Consider the following 25,335-nt stretch of genomic DNA (forward strand, 5'->3'; position numbering starts at 1 on the left):
AAATGTTATAATATTCTCTTAATTTTCTCTTTTAGGTTTATTGACGCCTTATAAACTTCCTTTTTAGGTATATTTAATTTTTTAGATACTTTCTCAATCGCATCTTTTAAAGAAAGGTCTTGTTTAATAAGTTCATCAAAAAGTATAGCTTCAATAGAAATATCTTTTTTGAAGTCTTTTTTAGCCTTTCTTTCCCGGTGTACTATGATAGTATATTCTCCTTTTTCTTTATATGGATCTTTATTAACTTCCTCTATTACCTTTTCTATATTACCATAATATACCTTTTCGAAGGTTTTTGTAAGTTCTCTACATACGCATAATATAGAATTGGGAAATATTTTTAATATATCTTGTAAAAGTTCATCAATTCTCTTGGGAGATTCATATATAACAAAAGTTTCTATCTCTTTTTCTTCTATCTTTTTTAAATACTCTGTTCTTTTTGATGATTTAGGCAAAAAACCTGCAAAGTAGAAGGTATTAAGAGGGAGTCCTGATATGGAAAGAGCTGCTATTAGTGATGAGGGGCCAGGAATTGGAATTACATCTATATTATATTCTCTAGCAGTTTTTACTATTTGATAACCAGGATCAGATATACATGGTGTTCCAGCATCTGAAACCAAAGCAATATCTAAATTTTTTTTAATAAGTAAATCTAAAAATAATTTTACCCTTTTTTCCTCGTTATATTTGTGATAAGAGATGATAGTTTTATTTTCAATCTCGTATTTTTTTAATAAAATCTTAGTATGATTAGTATCCTCAGCAGCAATTATTGGACAGCTTTTTAGAACCTCTATAGCTCTAAAAGTAATATCTTTTAAATTTCCTATTGGTGTTGCTACTACATATAATTTTCCCATACTTACCTTAAATTATAAATATATTTTTCCACTTGGCAAATGTAAAGTGGTGAAGTAAAATTATAGTAAAATGAAAAGTATGACTTCTTCAGCATTTAGAGAATTTGTTATTGATAGCCTTACTTTTTTTTTAGAAATAAAAGGCTATAATCATCGGTTTTTAGAAATTAAGGTAAACCTACCTGATGCTCTTTCTTTTTTAGAAAGGGAAATAATTGCTGAGATAAAACGCTATGTAAAAAGGGGATATGTGGTTTTTTCCTTAAAGATTCATAAATCACCTGAAAATTATTCAAGGTTAAATATAGATCTTCTTAGTAATATCTTAAAAGATCTTGGTAAAATTACTGGAAATTCAGAGGCTATATATAATTGGAAAGAGATTCTTGCTAACCCTCAAGTATTCTTTACAGAAAATAGAATTTTTAATGAAGAGGATTGTAAAAAAATAATTTCCGAGACAAAATTGTTAATAGAAGAGTTTGATAGATATAAAAGGGAAGAAGGAGAAAGCATTAAAAGGGCTATATTAGAAAGTTTAAATAAAATAGAAACACTCCTTTCTAATGTTAAAAGGGAAGAAGAGAATTGGCAAAAAGAGGCAAAACTTTTTTTAGAAAAGAAGTTAAAGGAATTTGAATTCAACATTATAAATGAGGATAGACTTTATCAAGAAATTGCTCTTCTTCTTATGAAAACTGATATCAATGAAGAGATAACTAGGATTGATGAATTTATAAGAAGATTTTATGAAGAGATAAAAAAGGATGGGTCTATAGGGAAAACATTGGAATTTATACTTCAAGAAATGAATAGAGAAATAAATACTTTATCAAGTAAAACTGCAAAAACGTCTATTATGTTTTATGCTATTGATCTAAAAAAAGAATTGGAAAAAATTAGAGAATTAACATTAAATATTGAATAGAGGGGAGTGGAACTAATTATGAAACTTATTAATATTGGGTTTGGTAATATGGTGGTGAGCTCGAGAGTTGTGGCTATTATAAGTCCTGATTCTGCACCCATAAAAAGGTTTTTATCTGATGCTAAAAATCGTAATGAACTTATAGATGCAACTTATGGGAGAAAGACAAGAGCTGTACTTGTATTAGATAGTGGTCATATAGTTTTGTCTGCTTTACATCCAGAAACTATTGCAGCAAGAATAGAGGGTGGAGAAAAATTAGAGGAGAATGAAAAATGATTTTTAAGGGAAATCTTTTTGTTCTTTCTGGCCCTTCTGGAGTTGGTAAGGATGCTATTTTAGAAAGACTTCTTGGATTGGTACCAAACTTAGTAAAATCTGTATCTTTTACCACAAGACCCAAAAGATTAGGAGAGGTAGAAGGTAAAAGTTACTATTTTACAGATGAAAAAACTTTTAAGGAAATGGTTGAAAAGGGAGAGTTCTTAGAATGGGCAGCGGTGCATGGATATCTATATGGTACTCCCAAGAGAATAATAGAGGAGTTTGTGAATAAAGGGGTTGATGTTATATTAAAAATTGATGTGCAAGGTGGAATAAATGTGAAAAAGATTTATGATAAAGCCATATTAATATTTGTTTTACCACCTGATTTTGAAGAATTAAAAAGAAGACTTATAGGCAGAGAAACAGAGGATCTAAGAGATTTAGAAATCCGTCTTAAGAATGCTCCTCTTGAAATTTCTAAAATTTCTTATTATGATTATGCTGTTATAAATGATGATCTAGAAAATGCAGTTGATAGAGTAAGAAGTATTATAATAGCAGAGAGGCATAAACTTTGTAGGGAGAAAATTGAATATTTTTTAAAATTATTTGGAGGTGAGTTTAATGAAAGAACTTAATATTGATGAACTTTTAGAAAAAATCTCAAATAAATATGTATTGACAGTAACAGTTTCAAAAAGGGCAAGACAAATTTTTGAGGAACTAAAGTTCTTAAAGACTGTGGCTAAGGATCCATTAATTCTTGCTATGGAAGAAATAGCTAAAGGAAAGGTTACCTTTAAAGAGGAAGAAGAGAGCGAACTATAAGAGCTTTTGGTGAAGGTAGCAAAAGTAATTCTTTTTGAAACCTATATTCCAGAAAGAGATTTTTTATACTATTCAATTCCAGAGGAATTTTCATATATTGAAATAGGTAGTCCTGTTATTGTTCCTCTAAAAAAATCTAAAAAAATTGGTTATATTTGGGATATCTTAGAAGATAATAGCATAGAATATAATCTTCAGCCGATACATGCTCAGCTTACAGAGGTTCCATCTCTTGGAACACCTCTTATTAATTTAGTTAATTGGGTAAGTGATTACTATGGGAATTCTTTATATAGGACCGCAAATTATATATTTCCTACAGGAATTGATTTAGATGTTAAAAGATATTTAGTAGCTAAGGATGTGGCTGTAGATATGACAAAAAAGCAAGAAAAAGTTTTTATAAGCCTTTTTGAGGAAAAAACAGTGGAAGAACTAAAAAAAGAAGTAGGAAAGATTTCTGAATCTGTTATAAATGAGCTTATTAAAAAAGGGGCCATAGAGGAGAGATTTGAAATTGTAATAAAGGAGAAGGCACCAAGAAAAACTGTTTTTCAAAGTGAAAAGATCAGCGATAGTTGGGGAAACCTTGAAATAGATATGGATAATATACTTAAAATTGTTAATAAACCTCTTTTGCTTTTTGTTGAATCTCAGAAAAAAAGATGGAAAATGTATTTTGAGTTATTAAAATATTTTTATCAGAAAGGAAAAAGTGTCCTCTTGGTATTTCCAACTATAAAGACTTTAATTAAATTTGGTGAATTTTTATCAGATTTAGTTCCAGTCCCCTTTTACTTTTACCATGGACTTTTAACAGAGGCTCAGGCATATAGAGTATATAAAATTGCAGGAACTGAAAGGGCTATCATTCTTAGTACAACTAAAGGACTTTTTTTACCCTTTAATAATCTTGGGGTAATTATTGTTGATCAAGAAGAGAATGAGTTTTATGATATAAGAGAGAAAGAACCCAAATATGATGGTGTTAAAGTAGCTTTAAAAAGGGCAGAGTTTGAGGGAATTCCCATCATATTGGGATCTAGTTCTCCCTCTATAAGGGATTTTTATCAGGCTATTTCTAAAAAAATGTTTAATTTTGTCAGAATTCCCGATTTAATAAAGAAAAAAATTACGATAATTGATTTAAGAAGAATTAAAAACGAAGATTTTTTAGATAGCTATTCCACAAAGAGAATAAATGATAATATGAGGATAAAGAGGAAAGTTCTGATATTGTTAAATCGCTTAGGTTTTTCTACATATATTCAATGTGTAGATTGTGGATATATTTTTATGTGTCCTCATTGTAGATCACCGTTAGTTTTTCATCAAGATGAAGACAAAGTTTTAAAATGTCATTACTGTGGTTTTACTTCTCTTCCACCTACCATGTGCCCTGTATGTCAAGGATATAATTTTATTTTTGGTGGTATCGGTACTGAAAAACTTGAGAGATATTTGGTTAAAACTTTCAAGAATTATAAGGTTCTAAGAATAGATAGTGAGATAGAGCTTCAGGGTGAATCCTTAATAAAAGAGGCTGATATTATTGTAGGTACAAAAATGATAGAACCTTGGTTAGATCTTGAAGATGCAGGAGTTCTTATAATATATAATTTGGATAATTTCATTCATATCCCTGATTTTTCTATGCCTGAAAAGGCTTTCAATATGTTAAATAGAATTAAATCTTTCTTTAAAGGTGAAGAAATCATATTAAGAACTTATTCTCCTTCCCATTATGTGGTAAAAGCTATAAAAAGCAATTCTTATGGTACCTTTTTAAATTATGAGTTGAAATTAAGAAAATCACTTTTTTATCCTCCCTTTTCTATTTTACATCAGATTATAGTAGAAGGTTCGGATGAAGACGAGGTTGTGGATGAGGGTAAAAAGATGGTAGCTATATTGGAGGAAAAATATGCTGATTTGGAGGTTTTAGGACCAGCTCCTTTTTATCCTTATCTTATAAAGGATAAGTTTAGATATCAGATATTGATAAAAGACAGAAAAGGAATTATAGAGAGTAGGATGCTAAAGAATATTTGTGAGGATAGTAAAACTCCTTTTTCTAATGTAAAATTTATAATAAATGTAGATATGAAGGAAACTAATTTATGAGGTGATATAAAAATGATACTTGAAATAAGAAAGATTGGAGATCCAGTGTTAAAGCAAAAAGCTCATAAAGTTGAGAGTATAGATACAAAGATTAAGAGACTTGTAGAGGATATGATTGAGACGATGAAATTTGCAAATGGTGTAGGACTTGCTGCTCCTCAAGTAGGAGAATCTCTTAGAATTATAGTGGTCGATTATGAAAATAAACCTATTGCTTTTATTAACCCTGAAATATTGGAGGCTGAAGGAGAGGTTATTGATTTAGAGGGTTGTTTGAGTATTCCAGGTATAGAGTTAAAAATAAAAAGATATGAAAGAATTGTTTTTAAGGCTCAAGATTTAAGTGGAAAAGTGAAAAAATATAGAGCAAAGGGTCTTTTAGCAAGGATTATTCAACATGAGATAGATCATTTAGATGGATTTTTAATTGTGGATAGAGGTATAGCAGAAGAGGTAGGAAACAATATATGATGAGGGTAATATTTTTCGGTACTCCAATTTTTGCAAGAATTATATTAGAAAAAATATACGAGAAATTAAATATATTGGCAGTAGTAACTCAACCTGATAAACCGCAAGGAAGAGGTAAAAAAATAATTCCATCTCCTGTTAAACTTTTTGCTAAGGAGAAAAATATTCCTCTATATCAGCCAGAGAGATTAAGGAATAATTTTGAAATAGATGAAATTATAAAAAATCTTAATCCTGATGCCTTTATAGTTGCAGCTTATGGAAAGATACTACCAGAAAACCTTTTGCTTATACCATCTTTTGGTGGTATTAATATCCATGCATCTTGTTTACCTAAGTATAGAGGTGCATCTCCTATCGAAAGAGCTCTAATGAATTGTGAAGATGAGACAGGAATTTCTATTATGCAAATGGAAAAAGGCTTAGATACAGGACCAGTTTATGCAATAAGGAAGATTCCTATTCTTCCTGAAGACAACAGGGAATCCTTAACTATAAAATTAGCTAATTTAGGGGCAGATTTACTTTTAGAGGTGCTTCCTAAAATAAAAGATGGTACTTTAAAACCTACACCTCAAAATGATAGTGAGGCAACTTATGCTCCTAAGATTTCTAAAGAAGAGGAGAGAATAGACTGGAATAATCATGTTAAAAAAATATGGTGTCAGATTAGAGCTTTGTCTCCAGAACCTGGTGCTTTTACCTTTTTTAGAGGTAAAATTCTTAAAGTTTACAAGGCAAATTACGAGATTACTAATAACTATTTAGAATATGAAAATGGTACTATTTCTGTTATAGATAGAAATAAAGGCATTGGTATTAAAGCTACAAATGGAATATTATATATATTGGAGCTTCAACCTGAAAATAAAAAAAAGATGACTTATAAAGAATTTTTAAATGGTTATCGTCTAAGTATAGGTGAAAAATTTGATTAATAATATATTAATTGGGAGGTGATATATAAATGTTTTTCTTTTGGGATCCTACATATATTATATTGCTACCTGCATTGTTATTGTCTATATATGCGAGCTTAAAAGTTAGATCGACCTTTACATATTATTCAGAGATACCTAACTCTAAGAGATTAACGGGAAGAGAAGCGGCTGAAATAATATTGAGAGCTCTTGGTTTAAATGATGTGAGAATAGAAATGGCTCCAGGAAGTCTCACAGATCATTATGATCCATCATCAAAGGTTTTGAGGCTTTCCGAACCTGTTTACTCTTCTTATTCTGTGGCAGCAGTAGGTGTAGCTGCTCATGAAATTGGACATGCTGTTCAACATGCTACAGGTTATTATGCTCTTGCTCTTAGATCTTCTCTTGTACCTATAGCTAATTTAGGGACTAATCTTGCTTTTCCACTTTTCTTCTTAGGATTTTTATTTGGTAGCCCCAGTCTCATGAATATCGGTATATTGGCCTTCTCTTTGGCTGTACTTTTCTATATTGTTACTCTTCCTGTGGAAATTAATGCAAGTAAAAGAGCTCGTGAGATTTTATTATCTTTGGGAATTGTTACACCTAAAGAAGCAGAGGGAGTAAAGCAAGTTTTAAATGCTGCAGCTCTTACTTATCTTGCTGCTGCTTTAACTGCATTATTGAACCTCTTCCGTCTTATTTTACTTGCAAATATGAGAAATCGCGACTAATGGAGGTAAGAAAAAGGTCAGCTGAGATTTTATATGAATTAGAAAAGAAGGAAGCCTATTTAAATATTCTTCTGAGGAATAGGCTTCCTATTTATAATCTTTCTATCAATGAAAAACATCTTATTACCGAGTTAGTTTATGGAGTTACGAGGTGGAGAGATACATTAGATTTTATATGGAGAAAATATGTTAAAAAAAATAATCTTTCTTTATATGCAAAAATTCTTTTAAGATTAGTAGTATATCATGTATATTTTATTAGAAATACTATTCTTCCTATTGCAATAAATGAAATCGTTGAAGTAGCAAAAGAAAAAGCTCCTAGAGAAGTTAAATTAATAAACGCCGTTGCAAGAAGAATCATTGAAAATAGAAATAATGTTGATTTAAGATCTTTTCCTGAAAATTTAAAATATGCTATTCCAGATTTTATATTAGATGAATGGGACGATTATTTAGGCACAACTGAAAAGATTAAGATAGCGTCTTGGAGTAATAGACCTCAGAGATTTTCTTTAAGGGTGAATACATTGAAAACAAATAAAGAAGAATTGAAAAGAGAATTAACAAAAAGAAGTATTGATGTAGAAGATGGTTATTTGGTTGATCAAGCCTTAATAGTGAAAAATGGAGTTTTTTTAGAAAATTTGGACCTATTTAGAGAAGGTTATTTCATTGTACAGAGTGAAGCTTCTATGTTACCTGCTTTAATATTAAATCCAAAACCAGGAGAAAAAGTTATTGATCTTTGTTCTGCTCCAGGGCTTAAAAGTACACATATGGCTGAATTAATGAAAAATGAGGGAAAAATTGTATCTGTGGATATTAATAAAAATAGGATAGGTTTGGTAGAAGAGAATGCAAAAAGGCTAGGAGTTAAAATAATAGAGACTTTAAATATAGATGCTACATCTATTCCAGAATCTTTTAATGGTATTTTTGATAAAGTTCTTTTAGATGCTCCATGTACAGGTTTAGGGGTTTTAAGTCATAAACCCGAAATAAAGTGGAGGTTATCAAAGGATCAAATTTATGAAAATTCTAAATTACAATTAAAGATTTTAGAGAGAGCAGGAAAATTAGTTAAAAGAGGAGGAAAAATTCTTTATAGTACATGTACGCTTACTTGGAGTGAGAATGAAGGTGTGGTTTTATCTTTTCTCCAAAATAATCCCAATTTTATTTTAGAAAAATTCTCCTATAGATATGAGGAGTTTAATGGGATATTTAGAGTTTTACCCTATAAATATAAAACTGATGGTTTTTTTATTAGCTTGTTGAGCCGTGAGTACTAAAAATATATTTTCACTAAATAAAGAAAATCTTTTAGAGATATTGAAAGGATGGAATGAGCTATCCTATAGGGTAGATCAGATTTTGAATTGGATATATAAAAAAGGAGAATGGGATCCTGAGAAGATGAGTAATTTGCCTATGAATCTAAGAAATAAATTAAAAGAGTTTTTCTCTTTTGACCTTCCTCATGTTGTTGATAAGAAAGATGCAGGTAATACCTTCAAATATCTTTTACAATTATCAGATGGTGAAAATATAGAAACCGTTCTTATAAGACATCATAATAGAAATACCATATGTATATCAGTGCAGGTAGGTTGTTCTTTTTCTTGTAAATTTTGTGCTACAGGACTAATAGGTTTGAAAAGAAATTTAAAGATTGAAGAGATTATTGGGCAGGCATTGACAATTCAAAAAGAGTTATGGAAAGAAGGAGAAAGAATTTCCAATATTGTTTTTATGGGAATGGGTGAACCTTTAGCTAATTATGATGCAGTAATAAGATCTATAGAGATATTCAACAGTGATTGGGGGTTTGGAATAGGTAGTAAACATATAACTATTTCTACTGTTGGAATAGTTCCAAAGATATATAATCTTGCAAATGAAAAAGTTAAAGTAAGGCTTGCTATTTCTTTACATGCTCCTGACAATGAATTGAGAAATCAAATAATTCCCATTAATAAGAAATATCCCATAGAAGAGTTATTAGAAAGTGCTTGGTTTTATGCAAATGTTACAAAAAGAAGAATAACTTTTGAATATGTGCTTATAAAAGATTTTAATGATAGAATTGAACATGCAGATAAACTATCTATACTTCTTAAGGGTAAACCTGCTCATGTGAATTTAATTCCTTGGAATAAAGTAAAGGAATATCCATGGGAACCTTCTGATATTTATTCTATTAGGAAGTTTAAAGAGATTTTAGATAAGAATGGTATAAATAATACATTGAGAATTTCTTATGGAAGTAAAATTAGGGCTGGATGTGGCCAATTAAGAGCAACTTATTTAATTATGAGGGGGATGAATTATGAAAAAAATTTCAATTAAGGAACTTATACTTTATATCCTTATAGGAATAAATCTATTAATCTTTATCCTTTTTATAATCCTTTTTAAGAATACTGTATCTTCAAATGTAGAATCTGTTGTTCCTCCTGATGTAAGAGGAAAAAATATTATGGAAGCTTCTAAGATATTATCGGAAAAAAACTTTAAAATTGTGATTGGTGGTATATTAATGGATAGAAAAAAAGATTTTTTATTGGTTTTAGATCAGAATCCATTGACTACTAAGGTTCCAATAGGAAGTAGTATAATTTTATGGATAAATATGCCTGCCTCTTTTGCTAAAGTTCCAGATGTTAGGTATAAAGATATGGGAGAGGCTTTGAATATTCTTGAGAGGGCAGGTTTTGTGGTTGATTTTGCTGGAAATAAGGAGGGATATGTGGTAAAACAAGTCCCTCAAGCTAATATATATATGGAAAAGGGTGGAACGGTTCTTTTATATACCTTTACCACGTCTTCTTATGGAAATACTCCTGAATCTACATATACTTCTGAGGAAGAGTAAAATGAAAGTCCAAGTTTTTCCTTCAATTCTTTCAGCTGATCTTTTAAATATGGAAAAATCTATAAGACTTGTCGAGGAATATTCTGATGCATTACACGTTGATATTATGGATGGACATTTTGTCCCTAATCTAAGTTATGGTCCATCTTTAGTGAAGGCGATAAAAAAGAGATTTAATTTACTTCTTAATGTACATCTTATGGTTGAAAAGCCAGAACTTTTTGTAGATATGTTTATAGAATCTGGAGCTGATCATTTAGGATTTCATATTGAAAATACCTATCATCCTCAAAGATTATTAAAATATATAAGAGAGCATAAAGTTCGTCCTTTTATAACCTTAAATCCAGCAACTCCTCTGTCTACTTTGGATTATCTTCTTGGAGAGGTGGATTTAGTTCTACTTATGACTGTAAATCCTGGTTATGGGGGGCAGGAATTTTTACCTTTTTGTCTTAAAAAAATAAGGGATCTAAGAGAAAGAGCTATTAAGGAGGGGATAAATTTAGATATAATGGTAGATGGGGGTATTGATTTAAAAACTGCTCCTTTGGTGGTTAGCGCTGGGGCAAACATATTGATTAGTGGGCAAGGAATTTTTGGTTCGGAAGATCCTAAAAATGTTATTTTAAGAATGAAGACTCTCACTTATAAGGAGGTATAATAAATGGGACTTATTTATGAACCATGGTTTATTCCTTTGGCAGTCTTATTTATGATTATATTTCATGATATACTGGAAAAAAGGGAAAGTATGTCTTATGAAGAGGATGCTAAGAAATATATAAAAGTAGAAGGAGTAGGAGAGAGTGTCCCCCCTTGGAGAAAGGATGAGAAGAAAGAAAAAGAAACACCCAAAAAGAGAGGACTAATATTTTGGTTTCTTAATTTGTTTCTTATAATATATGTACTTTTTGTATGGTATCTTACAACTCAAAAAGGTTTCAGTAAAGAGATCTATGAGGTTATTGTAGGATTTACTCTATCTTTATATTTCTTTTATTTAGATATTCCTGGATTTTTAAGTAATATTTGGATATACAGAGAATATCCAGGTAGTGTAAAGGGAGAGATTACTCTAAGTAAACATTTCATTTTTGCTTCAAAAAAAAATGAAACGAAGATTTTTTTAGTTGTTCTTTCTTTCTTTTATCTTCTAACGTTCTCCCAAGTGATATTTGGGGGTATACTTGCCCTTATAATACGAATCTGGCTTATAGATAGAAGGCTTTCTAAGATTTCTCTTCCTGATTGGTAATGTGAAAAGGTAAAAATATTTTTTTATTTTTATAATTTATTTCTGTATATCTTATGTTAAAGAGTTGATTTAAAAGATTACAATTTAATACTTCTTTTGTCTTCCCGAAGGATAGAGCCATACCATTTCTTAAAGCTAAGATATAATCTGTATAAAAAGAGGCTAAGTTTATGTCATGTAGGTTAGCTATAATAAGTATTTCTTTGCTTAATTCTCTAATCTTATCTAAGATGCTTATTTGATAATATGGATCTAAGTTATTTGTAGGTTCATCTAGAAGGATAATTTGAGGGTCTTGGGCTAATATTCTTGCGATAATAACCCTTTGTAATTCTCCTCCCGAAAGTTGATGTAATTTTTTCTTTTTAAGCATTATGGTATCTGTTGATATCATGATTTCATTTACTCTTATAATATCTTTTTTACTTAATGGTCTCCATGAGGGATGATGAGGATACCTACCTAAGGATATATATTCTTCTACTGATAAAGAGGGTTCCCATATAGGCTTTTGAGGAAGAAGAGCTATAATTTTTGCTAAATTTTCCTGTGAATATTTTTTAATATTGATATTATTTAAATATATCTCACCTAAAGTAGGTACAATATACCTTATAATTAATCTAAAAATAGTACTTTTTCCAGCCCCATTAGGGCCAATTATTCCTATAAAACCCTTTTCGGGTGTTTCCCAGGTAAAATTCTTTAATACTATTTTCTTGGTTTCGTAGCCAGCACTTACATTTAAAAATTTTATCATTGTCTTTTGATAAGAAGATAGATAAAGAATGGTACGCCTAAGAAAGACGTTATTATACCTACTGGTATTTCTGTTGGATAAAAAAGAATTCTTGATAAAATGTCCGATGATAATAAAAGGATGGATCCTGCAAGGTAACTTGATGGTATTAGCCACTTGTAGTCTGCTGTTTCCCATACTCTCATTAGATGGGGAGAAATAAGGCCAACAAATCCTATCATTCCAGATACTGCAACTGATGGGGCTATTAAAATAGTTAAAAGTATTATTATTAATGGTTGGATCTTTTTTAAAGAAATTCCAAGACTATATATCTCTTCTTCACTTAGGAATAGAATATTAAATTTTTTTCTCCACAAGAAAGCCCATGGTATGCTTATTAATGAGTAATAAAGTAGAATATAAAAGTGATTCCATGATTTGCCATTAAAGCCTCCAAGAATCCAAAAATAAACACCTTGAAAAGTTTTTTGTTTTAAAAAAAGTAATAAAGAAGTAAAGGAAGATAATAAAGAGTTTAATGATACACCTAAAAGTATTAAGGTATTTGAACTTTGAAATCTTTGATTAAAGATTAAAAGTAAAAATAGCACGAAAATCGAACCTAAAATAGCAAACCAAGGTGTCAAAAGGGGATCAATATCCCAAGTACTTCCAGCCATAAGAAAATATATGGTAGTACCTAATAGTGCTCCGGAAGATAAGCCTATAATATGAGGTTCTGCTAATGGATTGTGGAAAAGACTCTGAAGAATAGCTCCTGCAATACCAAGATTTCCACCGACAAAAATAGATAAAAGAGTCCGGGGCAACCTTATGTTATATATAATGACTCCCCGGACCTCATTATTTCCTTTTATATCTCCTATTTTTACAGAGATAATACTTAAAAAAAGTAAAAGTATTAATAAAAAAGAAAGCTTAATTTTCATATAAAGTTTTGTAGAGTACTTTAAGTCCATCCACAAGTCTTGGGCCTGGTCTGAAAACTAAATCATCATTTACTGTAAAAACTTTTTTATTTTTTACTGCATTCGTATCTTTTAAGATTGGGTGATTCATTATGGATTCTTTTGATATACCTGACATTTCTCCAATAATTATAACATCAGGATTTTTTGAGATAATAGACTCTAAACTAAGAACAGGGTATTCTGGCTCATTATTTTCTACAATATTTTTGGCTTTTAGTTTTTTCAAAAGATCACCCAGAAAGGTGGAAGGTGATACAGATATAAATGGATCATTCCAAATTAAGAAAAGAACCTTTGGAGATTTCTTTATAGAAGCAACTCTTTTTTGTATCTCTAACCATCCATTAAGCATATTGTTGTAAACTTTTCTTGCTTCATTTTCTTTTCCTACGGCCTTACCTACTAATATGATATTTTTCATTACATCTTCATAAGTTTTTGGATCAAGAACAATAAATGAAGTATTTGGTAGAGATTTTTCCAATTGGTTAAAAACTTCCTTTGGAAAACTTTTGTATAGAACGATTAAATCTGGTTTTAAGGAGATAATTTTTTCTATGTTAGGATTGCTAAAACCTCCTACTTTCTCTTTTGTTTGAGCTTCCTTTGGGTAGTTACAAAAATCAGTGACTCCAACCACTCTATCTCCAGCGCCTATTTCAAAAAGTATTTCAGTTGATGAAGGAGCAAGAGATATAATTCTCTTAGGATACTCTTTAATGGTTATTTCTCTTCCTATATCATCTTTTATAGATATTGGTAAGGTTGAAGAAAAGGAAAAGATAGTAGTTACTAAAATTACTATGATAAATATAATTGATAGTTTTTTAAATTTCATCACTTTCCTAAACCCCCTTTTATAATTTTTCAAAACCTACTAATATCTCTTCATCATACACTTTTATATTCTTTTTATAAGCAGTATCTGGTATTTCTCCTTCATGTATTTCAATAGCCAAAATTTCTTCTGAGAGTTCTTCTTTGTTTTCTTCTATGATTTCCTTTATTTTAGGAGATCCTTGATAGTAGAATTTTATTCTATCTGCATAATCTAATTTTGCTTCTTTTCTTAGCATTTGAATTTTATGCTCTAACTCTCTCAATATTCCTTTCTTTAATAAATCTTCTGTTATTGTTATGTCCAATCCTACTTGGAGATTATCATCTTGATGAATTAATATATTGTCTTTTGCCTCTGGATTATCGAAAATTACGTCATTGACATTAAGTTCTTGCTTTATGTATTTATAAAGTTTTTCAAGATTTTCTTTATTTCCTTTCGTGTTTATCCATATCTTTGATAACGGTTGTCTTATTTTTATGTTTGCTTGATTTCTAAGCATTCTTCCTATAGTAACAATATTTCTAACTATTTCCATATCTGCTTCTAATGCAGGATCTATATATTTAATTTCTCCTTGAGGATAATCACAAAGATGCACACTTTCGGGAGCTTCCTTTTCTGCTACCCTAACTATTTCTTGATATATTTTTTCTGTTGTAAATGGGATAAAAGGAGCTAAAAGCTTAGTAAGCTCTTTTATTACAGTATAAGTGGTTGTATAAGCTGACCATTTATCATTGTCTTTTTCAGATTTCCAGAATCTTTCTCTATTTAATCTAATATACCAGTTACTTAGGTCATCTATGACAAAACTTTGTATTGATCTTGCTGCAGAAGTAGCATTAAATTTGTCCATATCATCTTTTACTTTTAATATTAAGCTATTTAGTCTTGATATAATCCATCTATCAGAGACATCTTCAAGTGTTTCTAAGGAGATACTATTTTGTGTTGGATCAAAACCATCTATTTCTGCGTAAATGGAGAAGAAAGAAACAGTATTCCATAAGGTTAAAAGGAATTTTTTAAGGGCTTCATTTACAGCATCAGGAGAAAATCTTAGTGGTACCCATGGAGGACTTACAGTAAAGATATACCATCTTAAAGCATCTGCCCCGTATTTATTCAATATTAGCCAGGGATCAACTACATTACCTTTATGTTTACTCATTTTTTCGCCTTTTTCATCTAACACTAATTCCGTCACGAGAACATTATTATAAGCAGGCTTGTTAAATACTAAGGTAGATATGGCAAGAAGACTATAGAACCATCCTCTTGTTTGATCAATAGCTTCACATATGAAATCTGCGGGGAAAGAAGCTTTAAATTCTTCCTCATTTTCAAAAGGATAATGCCATTGGGCTACTGGCATAGCTCCTGAATCAAACCAACAGTCAATAACTTCAGGTACTCTATACATTGTACCCCCGCATTTTGGACATTTTAATGTAATTTTGTCTATATAAGGTTTATGAGGATCAAAGTTTTTTGTATCAGTGATACCTAATTCTTTATAGCTTCCTATACATTCTTGGTGTCCACAAGACTCACATATCCATATGGGTAGTGGAGTACCCCAATATCTTTCTCTACTTAGCGACCAATCAATATTATTAGCTAGCCAATTACCAAATCTTCCTTCTTTAATATGTTCTGGATACCAATTTATTTTTTGATTATTTCTCAGTAAATCTTCTTTTACTGCGGTAGTTTTTATATACCATGAGGCTCTGGCATAATAAATTAGAGGAGTATCACATCTCCAACAGAATGGATATGAGTGTAGATATTTTTCTTCTTTAAATAATAAGCCCCTATTTTTTAGATTTTCAATGATTAAGGGATCAGCTTTTTTTATGAACATTCCTGCCCATGGTTCAACCTCTTTTATAAATTTGCCATTTTGATCTACAGGTTGTAAGAAGGGAAGATCATATTTTTTCCCTATTTGGAAGTCCTCATCTCCAAAGGCTGGCGCAATATGGACAATTCCTGTACCATCTTCTAAGGTTACAAAATCTCCAAGTACAACATAATGAGAATCTTTATCGATGGGTAAGAAATTGAATAGGGGTTCATAATAAGTTTTTTCTAAATCTTTGCCTTTATACTTTTCTATTATTTCGTAGTTTCCTTCTGGAAATACATAAGTTAATCTTTTTTCTGCTAATATGTAGTATTCGTTATTATATTTCACTTTCACATAATCTTCATCAGGATGTACAGCTAATGCTATATTAGATATAAGGGTCCATGGAGTTGTAGTCCATGCAAGAAAATATGTATCATTTTGATTTTTTATCTTAAATTTTACAAAAATAGATGGATCTTCTGTTTCTTTATAACCTTGAGCTACCTCGTGATCTGATAGGGCTGTTTCGCATCTTGGACACCAAGGGACAATTTTATATCCTTTATAAAGTAAGCCTCTTTCCCAAATTTTTTTTAAAAGCCACCAGACTGATTCTATATAGTCATTGCTTAATGTAATATAGGGATTATCCATATCAATCCAGAAACCAATTCTCTCTGTAAATAGTCGCCATTCTCTTTCGTATCTAAATACACTTTCTCTACATTTTTTATTAAACTCTTCTATCCCGTATTTTTCTATTTCTTGTTTGCTGTTAATACCCAACTCTTTTTCTACCTCAAGCTCTACAGGAAGCCCATGGGTATCCCATCCTGCTTTTCTTGGCACGTAATATCCTTGCATGGTTTTGTATCTTGGGAAAAGGTCCTTGTATATTCTGGGTAGAACATGACCTGCATGGGGTTTACCGTTGGCAGTGGGTGGTCCCTCATAGAAATTGAATCTGGGTGATCCCTTTCTTATTTCTAAGGATTTTTTAAATGTATCTCTATCTTTCCAAAATTTCATTATCTCTTCTTCCATCTGTGGGAAGTTTATTAGTGATGGTAGTTTCTTGAACAAGTTATCCCTCCTTCCAAAAATATATGTAAAGACTTAGGTTAGTATATTATATATGAGATTTATGTCAAGAATAAAAAAAGGGGTGGAAGAATATCTTCCACCCCTTTCTTGTCTTTTAATTTTTAATGAAAGAATATTGGTAAGAATACAAGGGAAATTACAGCCATAAGTTTTATTAATATGTTGATTGAAGGTCCAGCAGTATCTTTGAAAGGATCTCCTACTGTATCTCCTACTACAGCTGCCTTATGAGCATCAGAACCCTTACCCCCAAATTTACCATGTTCAATTAGTTTTTTAGCATTATCCCAGGCTCCACCAGCATTTGCCATAAATATGGCTAAAAGTCCTCCAGATACAGTTGCTCCGGTAAGCATACCACCTAAGGCTTCTTTTCCTAATAAGAATGCAATAATAAAGGGAGATAATATCATAATTAAACTTGGAAGTATCATAGCTTTTAATGCACCGCGAGTACTTATATCTACACATTTTGCATAATCTGGGTCTGATTTTCCTTCAAGAAGTCCTTTTATTTCTCTAAATTGTCTTCTTACCTCTTCTACCATATGAGTGGCTGCCTCACCTACTGCCTTTAAAGATAGGGCGGAGAATAAAAATGGTAGCATTCCACCAATAAGAGTACCTGCAAGCACTGATGCCTTTGATACATCTATATATTGGATCTGAGCCCATTCTTTAAAAGCAGCAAACAAAGATAGAGCAGTTAATATGGCTGAACCTATAGCAAAGCCTTTACCCATAGCTGCAGTAGTGTTTCCATAAGCGTCAAGAGAGCTTGTTATTTCTCTGACTTTTTCTCCTTGGTGGGCCATTTCTGCTATTCCACTAGCATTATCAGCTATTGGTCCATAAGCATCAACAGAAAGGGTAATACCTAAGGTTGCAAGCATTCCAACTCCTGCGATTCCTATTCCCCACATGCCATTAGCTAAATAAGCTAAATATATACCAATTGCTAAAACAACTATAGTAAGAAATGTACTTTCCATTCCTACAGAAAGACCAGTTATAATGTTAGTAGCTGGACCTGTAGTACTGGCATATGCAATTCTTTCTATTGGTTTATTAGATGTATAGTATTCGCTTATTAAACCTATTGCTATACCCACAATAATTCCGATAGTACCTGCCCAGAAAGGACCTAAATTTCCTAATAGTGATTGGGATAAAAAGAAAGATCCAATAATAGTGATGATAGCTGCAATAAAGGTTCCATTTCTTAAGGCATTAGCAGGATCAGCATTTTTCCTTGCAGCATATACTTTTGTAAAGATGATTCCTATAATAGATGCATAAAGACCTATTACTGCAAAAAGGAATGGATAAAGGAGACCTTTCATCTCAGCGTATGCAAATCCTAATACCGCACCAGCGTGTATGGCTCCTACATAGGATTCATATAAATCTGCTCCCATTCCTGCCACATCTCCTACATTGTCTCCTACATTATCAGCTATTACAGCAGGGTTTCTTGGATCATCTTCAGGAATTCCTGCTTCCACTTTACCAACAAGATCTGCTCCTACATCTGCAGCCTTTGTATAAATACCACCACCCACACGAGCAAAAAGGGCAATAAAACTTGCTCCTAATGCATATCCACTGATAATTTCAAGCTTTAATCTTGGATCTGGCATAAAATTGCTAAGAATGAGGTAAATTAAACTTGAACCAAAGATTCCTAGACTTGCTTCCATAAGTCCCATAACTGCTCCACCAGAAAATGCAATATCCAAAGATTTACCTACTCCATATTTAGAGGCAGCATAAGTTGTTCTTCCATTTGCCCTTGTTGCTATCTTCATTCCTATATATCCAGAAAGCATAGAAAAGGCTGCACCAATGATGAAGGCTAATCCTAATAGAGGTTGTAATACTATTGCCATAAAAATACCGAATATTATTGCAAATATTGATACAGTTTTTATTTCACGATTTAGAAATGCATCTGCTCCTTGTTGTATGGCTTTCATGATTTTTTGGATCTCTGTAGGTCCCACTTCTTCTTTAAGAATATTTCTTGCAATAAGAAAAGCTACTAAGAGACCGATTGTGCCTGAAATGGGTGTAATCCACAGTAGGTTCTGCATTTCTTAATCCTCCTTTTAAAAAATTTTACCTCATTTTAAGATAATTTGAAGATATATTAATGTCAAGTTAAAATTAGGTTAAAGCTATATTTAAATCTTTAATCTTTTGGCTGAATTCCTCCAATAGTTCTTGAGCCTTCTTTAGAGTTGTAGATTCAGCATATATTATAAGAGCGGGCTCTTCTGGGTGTGGAATAATAAGTACCCAAGAATCATCTATATATACTTTTATTCCATCTATATATTCTATGTTTTTTTCAGCATTCTCTTCTATAAGCTTTCTCATGATTTTTCCTTTATTTTCTGCATAACAATCTACCGTAGCTTTTACTTTGAAATATTCTGGTAATTCTTCTACTAATTCTTTTAGTGTGAGATTATTCTTTGAATAGATTTCAAGAAACTTTAATAGACCATATATTCCATCAAAAACAGGTTGAAAATCAGGAAATATAAGGCCATCTTCACTAGCTCCAAATTTGGATTCTGTTCTTAATAAAGTTTTTGTTAATTCAGAAGGTGAAATTTTGCTTCTTATTATTCTTCCTCCTAAATTATTAGCTATCTTTTCTATTGATTGGGAAATATTCACCGGTATGACTATTTGCGAGTTTGGATAAAGTTTTAATGTAAGATAGGTGAGAACTGCGATTAACTCATCTTTTGCAAGATATTTTCCCCCTGGTGTTATGATTGAGAAACTTTCACCGTCATTATTGATAATTAAGCCAAAATCAGCCCCAACAGCCTTTGTAATTTTAATAACTTCTTCATTGGGAACCTTTATTTTATGTGTATCTTCTCCATATATGTTAAGAGATATGTTTTCTATCTTTAATTGGGAGAGTATATTGGGTAAGAATAAAGAAGCGCTATTTCCTTGATAATCAATTACAACTTTATATCTTTTTTTCTCAATACTTGATTTATCTATTGATTTAAGTAATCCCCATGTATAATATTCTATTACATGCGGAGGAAATTTTATTTCTCCTACTTCTTCTGTATAAGTTCTTCTAAAATCTTCTCTGAAGAAAGTATTTTCTATTTTTCTTTCAGTATTTTTATCAATGTTAATACCTGATCTATCAAAAAATTCTATTAATATTTTTTCAGGATCATAAGGTGATATTCTTATATGAACGCCTGCAACAGTATCCAAATTTGGGGTAGCATATCTGGATACGGGTATTGGAAGGGTCCTTATATCAAACACATTTACACCTGTAGAGAGAATACCTGTTAAAATAGCTCTTTTTATCATTCTACAAGCTGGCCTTGCATCTCTACTCATTACCACATAAGATGATTTGGGAAGTATGGTACCAAAAGACGCGCCTATTTTAGTTGCAAATTCAGGGGTTATTTCTATATTTATTTTTCCTGTAATTCCCCTTTGACCAAAGAGGGTTTTTCTCCAATGGCTTCCCCAGACAATACTTGTATTAACAATGGATCCAGTCTCTATATATTTATTGGGCCATATTTTAACTCCTGTATTAATAAATACTCTATCTCCTATTGTATTGTTGTCACCTATGCTTGCTCCTTCTTCTATTTTTACGGAGTTTTTTATATTACATTTACTACCTATTATGGATGAATAAATATTTGTTTTTTTACCTATATAGGTATTATTAAATATCACACTTCTTTGAATCTTGGCTTCGCTATCTACAAATACAGAATCTCCTAAAACTGTTGGTCCAAGAATAGTTGCATTTTCTTTTATTTTTGAAAATTGGCCAATGTAGACGGGCGGCTTAATAAAGGCTGAGTGAGAAATGTCCACATCTTCGTTTACAAAGATACCAGGAAGAATTTCTCTACCTGGAATCTTTATTTTTACTTTACCAGTTAGTATATCAATATTGGCTTTGAGGAATTGTTCTAAATTTCCTATATCACACCAATATCCATTTGCTATATAACCATATAAAGGTGCACCTTTTTCAAGAAGCATTGGGAATAGGTCTTTACTAAAATCAAAGGGCTCATTTTCTGGTATATAATCTAAAACCTCAGGTTCCAAAATGTATATACCTGTATTAACCGTATCACTAAATACCTCTCCCCAACTGGGTTTTTCTAAAAATTTAACTATTCTTCCCTCATCATCTGTAATTACCACGCCATACTCTAGAGGATTTTCTACACTTGTTAATACAATTGTAATTAAGGCTTTTTTTTCTTCATGGAATCTTATAATTTCTTGAAAGTTAAAATCTGTTAAGGCATCTCCACTTACTATTAAAATTCTTCCCTTTTCCTTATCCTTAAGGGCATATTTTACACTTCCAGCTGTACCGAGAGGAGATTCTTCAGTAGAATAATCGAGTTTTATGTTCCAATTGGACCCATCATTAAAATATTCTTGGATGATTTCAGGTAAATAATATAAAGTGGCAATAAATTCTTTAAAACCCTGTTCTGAAAGAAGGTTAATAATATGTTCCATTATAGGTTTACCAACAATGTGGGTCATAGGTTTGGGACGTGTGATGGTTAGAGGTCTTAATCTTGTTCCCTCTCCCCCTGCCATTACAACAACTTTCATGAAAAAACCTCCCTTACCAATCAGTTTTTAGATATTCTCTATAAATCTCAAAGTAAACCTTTTTAGTTTCTTCAGCAATACTTTTCCAAGAATATTTTTCCAAAGCTTTTTTCATTGCCATTTTTCCAATATTTTCTTTTAACTCATCATTGTATAAAAGCATTTTTATTTTATTTGCTAAATCTAATATATTTTTAGGTTCAAAAAGTATACCGTCTATTCCATCTTCAATTATCTCAGCAAAGCCACCAAGCCTACTTGCTACTACAGGCTTTCCTAAAGCCATAGCTTCTAATGCAACTATCCCAAAGGGTTCGTAGATACTGGGAAAAACACATATATCAGATGCATGGAGTAGAGCATTTCTCAGGTTATCATCTACAAAGCCTGTGAATATAACTTTTTCTTTGACACCTAAATTCTTGCTTTCTTCAATTAAATAATCAAGTTGTGGCCCTGTCCCTACAAAGATGAATTTAACTTTTGGATAATCATTATTAATATAGGGTATAGATCTTAAAAGATACTCCGCTCCCTTTTGATAATGCATTCTACCAATGAAGAGTATCATTTTTTCATCTTGACTAAGATATCTGCTTTTTATTTCATTATAATTTAATGTGGTTTTTAAGTTTTCGGGGTTTATACCGTTAGGGATAATTTTTATTTTGTCATCCGGTAAGTTAAAAAGAGATTTTACTTCATCTTTCATATTGTTACTGCATACAATTACTTTCCAAGATTCATATGTTAGCCACCATTCCACATTGTGGATAAATTTTTGTTCTTCAGTATATATCCCTTGATTTCTACCATGTTCGGTTGCATGAATTGTTGATATAAGAGGTTTTTTAAGAGAGTGTTTTAGTACATATCCAGTAAAAGCAGATAGCCAGTCATGAGCATGTATGATATCTATGGGATTTGTTCTGTTTATTTCTAAGGCTTTAATCATCATGGAGATATTGAGAAAGTAGATCCATGAGATAAAATTGGGGGTGTCTATTATTTTTTCTGGTACTCTATAAACAGAGAGATTTTCTTTATGCTCTTCCCAAGGGACATCTTTTGTACCACATGTTACGATGGAAACTTTAGTATATTTCTCTGCTAAAGCATCACTGAGATCTTTCACATGTCTACTGAGTCCGCCTACAATTCTTGGTGGATATTCCCAGCTTAACATTAAAACATGAAGTTTTTTTTCGCCTTTTTGAAGCATATATAATTCATATCCTCTTCTCAATATTTCTTTTTCTTGCTCGAAGGTAAGAAGATTATATGCATCATTAAAATACAAGAATCTTCCATCTGAGAATACATCTTCCTCGATTTTAACATTATTAGAGTCATAGGATTCCATAAGAAACCATAATACTGTTTTGTCCTCTTCAGGATGTCTTTCTGTAGCGGGAGCAATATAGTGGGTCTTTCCTATAAAATCTATAATTTTCACATTCAAATTTGTTTCTTCTTTTACCTCTCTTATAGCTGCTTCTTCTGGAGATTCTCCTTTTTCAATATGTCCCTTAGGGAGAACCCAATTAGAATTTTTTCTTTTTAGGATAAAAACTTTTTTGTTGATAGGATTAATAATTACTCCACCTGCTGAAATGGCATTTTTCATGAGTCTTCTCCTATTAAATCATTTACAAATCTTAATATTAGATCCTTAGGAATTCCACTTTTTTCTATTTCTTTCATTATTTCATCATGTCTAAGTCCTTTCGCTCTTAAGCTTTCTATCATTTTAGATACAAATTCTTTTCTTTCCCAAGGGAAGATTATCCATGCTTCTGTTTCTTTTATGTAAAAATCGGGTTTAATGATAGACCAGGGTTTGTAATATATGGTAGCAATTTTTACTTGAGTTGCCCCACATTGTTCTAAGTGTTCTTTAGCAACCTTTAAGCTTTTTCCACTATCTGCCACATCGTCAGCTATTAATACTTTTTTCCCTTCAACAATTGTTGAGATAGTTTGAGTTATAATTGGTCTTTCTTTAGTTTCTCCAACCCCTCTATAAAAATCAATTTTAAGATTAGCTGTATAAGAGTTTCCAAGAAGATCAGATAGTATTCTTGCAGGAATCCATCCTCCTCGTGCAATCCCAACTATAACTTCAGGATTAAATTTATTCTTATTAATCTCATCTGCAAGATCAAGACATAGATTATAAATTTCTTCCCAGCTGGGTGCCAAGTACTCCATTTTTCGCCTCCTTGCTTAATATTTTTATTTTCTAATTATATTCTATATTAAAGTGGCTTCTTTTAAAAGAAAATTTAAAGTTATTATTAAAAATAAGTGTTATAATAACCTTAATAAAATAAAAACAAATCTAAATTAGGAGGTGTTTCTAATTATGCCTGCAATTCTTGATGTTCGTGGTAGAGAAGTTTTAGACTCAAGAGGAAATCCTACTGTAGAAGCAGAGGTCTATTTAGAAGATGGTTCTATAGGAAGGGCTATTGTTCCTTCAGGAGCATCTACAGGAAGTAGGGAGGCTTTAGAGTTAAGAGATAACGACCCTAAGAGATATAAAGGAAAAGGGGTTTTACAGGCGGTAAGAAATATAAATGAGGTAATTGCACAAGAAATAATTGGTATAGAGGCATTAGATCAATATACAGTTGACAAAACAATGCTAGATCTTGATGGTACTGATAACAAGTCAAAACTCGGAGCAAATGCTATACTGGCGGTATCTCTTGCTACTGCAAGAGCAGCTGCAGAATCCTTAGGTGTACCTCTTTATATGTATTTAGGTGGAGTACAGGCAAGAGAATTGCCAACCCCTTTGATGAATGTAATTAATGGTGGAAAGCATGCTGATAACCCATTAGATTTTCAGGAATATATGATTGTTCCCTTAGCTACTACTTTTAAAGAGTCTCTAAGATGGGCTGTTGAAGTTTTTCATACCTTAAAGAATATCCTTAAGAGTAAAGGTTTAAATACAAATGTAGGTGATGAGGGGGGTTTTGCACCATATTTAGAGAAAAATGAGGAACCTCTGGCTATATTGGTGGAAGCAATTAAATCTGCAGGATTTGAACCTGGTAAGGATGTAGCTTTAGCGTTAGATCCAGCTGCTAGTGAATTTTATGAAGATGGTAAATATATTTTGAAGGCTGAAAATAAGGCTTTATCATCTTTAGAGATGATTTCTTTCTATGAATATCTATGTGATAAATATCCTATTGTTTCTATAGAAGATGGACTTTCTGAAAAAGATTGGGATGGTTGGGAGAAGCTAACAGAAAAGTTAGGTAAGAAAATACAGCTTGTGGGTGACGATATATTTGTTACCAATCCAAAAATCTTAGCAGAAGGAATCAGAAGAGGAATTGCAAATGCAATATTGATAAAAGTTAATCAAATTGGTACCTTAACAGAGACTCTTGATACCATAAGAATTGCCCATCAAGCTGGCTATAGAACTGTCATATCTCATAGGTCTGGAGAAACTGAAGATACATTTATTGCTGATTTAGCAGTAGCAGTGAATAGTGGGCAGATAAAAACAGGTTCTTTGAGTAGAACTGATAGAATAGCTAAGTATAATCAACTACTTAGAATAGAAGAAGATTTAGGGGATTCTGCAATTTATAGGGGTATATTGAACTTCAAGAGATAGTTTTATATAATCTACTTAAGCTTCGTATAATCCCGAGAATATGGCTCGGGAGTTTCTACCAGGCAACCGTAAATTGCCTGACTACGAGCGGAAGAGCTCCTTAGGGTCTAAAGATCCAAGCGGAGCTGGCAAGATTGTTGATCTTGCTACACCGAAGGGATAAAAGCCCAGGCGGGTAGGTTCCCTCGTAAGGAGAACCTATGAGCTTGGGCTTTTTGCTTTTAAAGG

Annotated in this window: 23 protein-coding genes and 1 riboswitch; of the genes, 14 read left to right on the plus strand and 9 right to left on the minus strand. The window is 31.7% G+C overall.

All coding sequences use genetic code 11. From position 1 onward, the window contains the following. Positions 1–5: 5 nt before the first annotated feature. Positions 6–869: a 16S rRNA (cytidine(1402)-2'-O)-methyltransferase gene (gene rsmI, locus ACY3IT_RS04480; protein ID WP_463083585.1), complete on the minus strand. Its 864-nt coding sequence runs from the start codon at positions 867–869 to the stop codon at positions 6–8. A gap of 70 nt (positions 870–939) precedes the next feature. Between rsmI and ACY3IT_RS04485 the strand changes: the two genes are divergently transcribed. Genes ACY3IT_RS04485 through ACY3IT_RS04545 form a run of 13 tightly spaced genes read left to right on the plus strand, consistent with a single transcriptional unit; the run spans position 940 to position 11,280 of the window. Then, positions 940–1,797, plus strand: a complete 858-nt coding sequence (locus ACY3IT_RS04485; protein ID WP_463083586.1) for a YicC family protein — start codon at positions 940–942, stop codon at positions 1,795–1,797. A gap of 18 nt (positions 1,798–1,815) precedes the next feature. Beyond that, on the plus strand, positions 1,816–2,076 hold the full coding sequence (locus tag ACY3IT_RS04490) for a DUF370 domain-containing protein (RefSeq protein ID WP_463083587.1): 261 nt from the start codon (positions 1,816–1,818) through the stop codon (positions 2,074–2,076). Then, positions 2,073–2,702, plus strand: a complete 630-nt coding sequence (gmk, locus tag ACY3IT_RS04495) for a guanylate kinase (RefSeq protein WP_463083588.1) — start codon at positions 2,073–2,075, stop codon at positions 2,700–2,702. The genes ACY3IT_RS04490 and gmk overlap by 4 nt, the downstream gene beginning before the upstream one ends. After that, positions 2,689–2,892 carry a DNA-directed RNA polymerase subunit omega gene (gene rpoZ / locus ACY3IT_RS04500; protein ID WP_463083589.1) on the plus strand — a complete coding sequence of 68 codons (204 nt, stop codon included), beginning with the start codon at positions 2,689–2,691 and terminating at the stop codon, positions 2,890–2,892. The genes gmk and rpoZ overlap by 14 nt, the downstream gene beginning before the upstream one ends. A gap of 9 nt (positions 2,893–2,901) precedes the next feature. Next, positions 2,902–5,016: a replication restart helicase PriA gene (gene priA / locus ACY3IT_RS04505; protein WP_463083590.1), complete on the plus strand. Its 2,115-nt coding sequence runs from the start codon at positions 2,902–2,904 to the stop codon at positions 5,014–5,016. 12 nt (positions 5,017–5,028) lie between these two features. After that, entirely contained in the window at positions 5,029–5,487 is a 459-nt protein-coding gene (gene def, locus ACY3IT_RS04510) for a peptide deformylase (RefSeq protein WP_463083591.1), read from the plus strand. Next, entirely contained in the window at positions 5,484–6,425 is a 942-nt protein-coding gene (gene fmt / locus ACY3IT_RS04515; protein ID WP_463083592.1) for a methionyl-tRNA formyltransferase, read from the plus strand. The genes def and fmt overlap by 4 nt, the downstream gene beginning before the upstream one ends. 29 nt (positions 6,426–6,454) lie before the next feature. After that, on the plus strand, positions 6,455–7,144 hold the full coding sequence (locus ACY3IT_RS04520; RefSeq protein ID WP_463083593.1) for a zinc metallopeptidase: 690 nt from the start codon (positions 6,455–6,457) through the stop codon (positions 7,142–7,144). Beyond that, the gene (rsmB, locus tag ACY3IT_RS04525; RefSeq protein WP_463083594.1) at positions 7,144–8,439 is read left to right on the plus strand and encodes a 16S rRNA (cytosine(967)-C(5))-methyltransferase RsmB; all 1,296 of its coding nucleotides are present in this window, start codon (positions 7,144–7,146) and stop codon (positions 8,437–8,439) included. The genes ACY3IT_RS04520 and rsmB overlap by 1 nt, the downstream gene beginning before the upstream one ends. Further along, positions 8,429–9,496 (plus strand): dual-specificity RNA methyltransferase RlmN, encoded by a 1,068-nt coding sequence (rlmN, locus tag ACY3IT_RS04530; protein WP_463083595.1) that lies wholly within the window; start codon positions 8,429–8,431, stop codon positions 9,494–9,496. The genes rsmB and rlmN overlap by 11 nt, the downstream gene beginning before the upstream one ends. Beyond that, a complete protein-coding gene (locus ACY3IT_RS04535; protein ID WP_463083596.1) occupies positions 9,477–10,022 on the plus strand; it encodes a PASTA domain-containing protein in 546 nt (181 codons plus the stop codon). Before rlmN ends, ACY3IT_RS04535 begins: the two co-directional genes overlap by 20 nt. A 1-nt stretch (position 10,023) precedes the next feature. Further along, positions 10,024–10,686 carry a ribulose-phosphate 3-epimerase gene (gene rpe, locus ACY3IT_RS04540; RefSeq protein WP_463083597.1) on the plus strand — a complete coding sequence of 221 codons (663 nt, stop codon included), beginning with the start codon at positions 10,024–10,026 and terminating at the stop codon, positions 10,684–10,686. Positions 10,687–10,689: 3 nt separating this feature from the next. After that, entirely contained in the window at positions 10,690–11,280 is a 591-nt protein-coding gene (locus ACY3IT_RS04545) for a hypothetical protein (RefSeq protein WP_463083598.1), read from the plus strand. On the opposite strand, the gene ACY3IT_RS04550 is transcribed toward ACY3IT_RS04545, so the two are convergent. The 8 genes from ACY3IT_RS04550 to ACY3IT_RS04585 form a co-directional block, all read right to left on the minus strand. Next, positions 11,255–12,040 (minus strand): ABC transporter ATP-binding protein, encoded by a 786-nt coding sequence (locus tag ACY3IT_RS04550; protein WP_463083599.1) that lies wholly within the window; start codon positions 12,038–12,040, stop codon positions 11,255–11,257. The genes ACY3IT_RS04545 and ACY3IT_RS04550 overlap by 26 nt on opposite strands. Beyond that, the gene (locus ACY3IT_RS04555; protein ID WP_463083600.1) at positions 12,037–12,972 is read right to left on the minus strand and encodes a FecCD family ABC transporter permease; all 936 of its coding nucleotides are present in this window, start codon (positions 12,970–12,972) and stop codon (positions 12,037–12,039) included. Before ACY3IT_RS04555 ends, ACY3IT_RS04550 begins: the two co-directional genes overlap by 4 nt. Next, positions 12,962–13,852 carry an ABC transporter substrate-binding protein gene (locus ACY3IT_RS04560; protein WP_463083625.1) on the minus strand — a complete coding sequence of 297 codons (891 nt, stop codon included), beginning with the start codon at positions 13,850–13,852 and terminating at the stop codon, positions 12,962–12,964. The genes ACY3IT_RS04555 and ACY3IT_RS04560 overlap by 11 nt, the downstream gene beginning before the upstream one ends. 19 nt (positions 13,853–13,871) lie before the next feature. Beyond that, positions 13,872–16,796 carry an isoleucine--tRNA ligase gene (gene ileS / locus ACY3IT_RS04565; protein WP_463083601.1) on the minus strand — a complete coding sequence of 975 codons (2,925 nt, stop codon included), beginning with the start codon at positions 16,794–16,796 and terminating at the stop codon, positions 13,872–13,874. A gap of 122 nt (positions 16,797–16,918) precedes the next feature. Further along, positions 16,919–18,910 (minus strand): sodium-translocating pyrophosphatase, encoded by a 1,992-nt coding sequence (locus ACY3IT_RS04570; protein WP_463083602.1) that lies wholly within the window; start codon positions 18,908–18,910, stop codon positions 16,919–16,921. Between the two features lie 73 nt (positions 18,911–18,983). After that, on the minus strand, positions 18,984–21,467 hold the full coding sequence (locus ACY3IT_RS04575; protein WP_463083603.1) for a sugar phosphate nucleotidyltransferase: 2,484 nt from the start codon (positions 21,465–21,467) through the stop codon (positions 18,984–18,986). A gap of 13 nt (positions 21,468–21,480) precedes the next feature. Beyond that, positions 21,481–23,094: a glycosyltransferase gene (locus ACY3IT_RS04580; protein WP_463083604.1), complete on the minus strand. Its 1,614-nt coding sequence runs from the start codon at positions 23,092–23,094 to the stop codon at positions 21,481–21,483. Next, complete coding sequence (locus ACY3IT_RS04585) at positions 23,091–23,678, minus strand: phosphoribosyltransferase (protein WP_463083605.1); 588 nt, start codon at positions 23,676–23,678, stop codon at positions 23,091–23,093. The genes ACY3IT_RS04580 and ACY3IT_RS04585 overlap by 4 nt, the downstream gene beginning before the upstream one ends. Before the next feature lie 154 nt (positions 23,679–23,832). Here ACY3IT_RS04585 and eno point away from each other — a divergent pair, with 154 nt between their 5' ends. Then, the gene (eno, locus tag ACY3IT_RS04590) at positions 23,833–25,107 is read left to right on the plus strand and encodes a phosphopyruvate hydratase (RefSeq protein ID WP_463081813.1); all 1,275 of its coding nucleotides are present in this window, start codon (positions 23,833–23,835) and stop codon (positions 25,105–25,107) included. Between the two features lie 2 nt (positions 25,108–25,109). Continuing rightward, positions 25,110–25,211: riboswitch (purine riboswitch) on the plus strand. Positions 25,212–25,335: the final 124 nt, after the last annotated feature.

Source organism: Dictyoglomus sp. GBS, from assembly GCF_055179815.1.

What these genes read in the sequence shown, in the direction of transcription:
- rsmI (WP_463083585.1), bottom strand. Translation starts at nt 869, where the DNA reads ATGGGAAAATTATATGTAGTAGCAACACCAATAGGAAATTTAAAAGAT.
- ACY3IT_RS04485 (WP_463083586.1), top strand. Translation starts at nt 940, where the DNA reads ATGAAAAGTATGACTTCTTCAGCATTTAGAGAATTTGTTATTGATAGC.
- ACY3IT_RS04490 (WP_463083587.1), top strand. Translation starts at nt 1,816, where the DNA reads ATGAAACTTATTAATATTGGGTTTGGTAATATGGTGGTGAGCTCGAGA.
- gmk (WP_463083588.1), top strand. Translation starts at nt 2,073, where the DNA reads ATGATTTTTAAGGGAAATCTTTTTGTTCTTTCTGGCCCTTCTGGAGTT.
- rpoZ (WP_463083589.1), top strand. Translation starts at nt 2,689, where the DNA reads ATGAAAGAACTTAATATTGATGAACTTTTAGAAAAAATCTCAAATAAA.
- def (WP_463083591.1), top strand. Translation starts at nt 5,029, where the DNA reads ATGATACTTGAAATAAGAAAGATTGGAGATCCAGTGTTAAAGCAAAAA.
- fmt (WP_463083592.1), top strand. Translation starts at nt 5,484, where the DNA reads ATGATGAGGGTAATATTTTTCGGTACTCCAATTTTTGCAAGAATTATA.
- ACY3IT_RS04520 (WP_463083593.1), top strand. Translation starts at nt 6,455, where the DNA reads ATGTTTTTCTTTTGGGATCCTACATATATTATATTGCTACCTGCATTG.
- rsmB (WP_463083594.1), top strand. Translation starts at nt 7,144, where the DNA reads ATGGAGGTAAGAAAAAGGTCAGCTGAGATTTTATATGAATTAGAAAAG.
- ACY3IT_RS04535 (WP_463083596.1), top strand. Translation starts at nt 9,477, where the DNA reads ATGAAAAAAATTTCAATTAAGGAACTTATACTTTATATCCTTATAGGA.
- rpe (WP_463083597.1), top strand. Translation starts at nt 10,024, where the DNA reads ATGAAAGTCCAAGTTTTTCCTTCAATTCTTTCAGCTGATCTTTTAAAT.
- ACY3IT_RS04545 (WP_463083598.1), top strand. Translation starts at nt 10,690, where the DNA reads ATGGGACTTATTTATGAACCATGGTTTATTCCTTTGGCAGTCTTATTT.
- ACY3IT_RS04550 (WP_463083599.1), bottom strand. Translation starts at nt 12,040, where the DNA reads ATGATAAAATTTTTAAATGTAAGTGCTGGCTACGAAACCAAGAAAATA.
- ACY3IT_RS04555 (WP_463083600.1), bottom strand. Translation starts at nt 12,972, where the DNA reads ATGAAAATTAAGCTTTCTTTTTTATTAATACTTTTACTTTTTTTAAGT.
- ACY3IT_RS04560 (WP_463083625.1), bottom strand. Translation starts at nt 13,852, where the DNA reads ATGAAATTTAAAAAACTATCAATTATATTTATCATAGTAATTTTAGTA.
- ACY3IT_RS04570 (WP_463083602.1), bottom strand. Translation starts at nt 18,910, where the DNA reads ATGCAGAACCTACTGTGGATTACACCCATTTCAGGCACAATCGGTCTC.
- ACY3IT_RS04575 (WP_463083603.1), bottom strand. Translation starts at nt 21,467, where the DNA reads ATGAAAGTTGTTGTAATGGCAGGGGGAGAGGGAACAAGATTAAGACCT.
- ACY3IT_RS04580 (WP_463083604.1), bottom strand. Translation starts at nt 23,094, where the DNA reads ATGAAAAATGCCATTTCAGCAGGTGGAGTAATTATTAATCCTATCAAC.
- ACY3IT_RS04585 (WP_463083605.1), bottom strand. Translation starts at nt 23,678, where the DNA reads ATGGAGTACTTGGCACCCAGCTGGGAAGAAATTTATAATCTATGTCTT.
- eno (WP_463081813.1), top strand. Translation starts at nt 23,833, where the DNA reads ATGCCTGCAATTCTTGATGTTCGTGGTAGAGAAGTTTTAGACTCAAGA.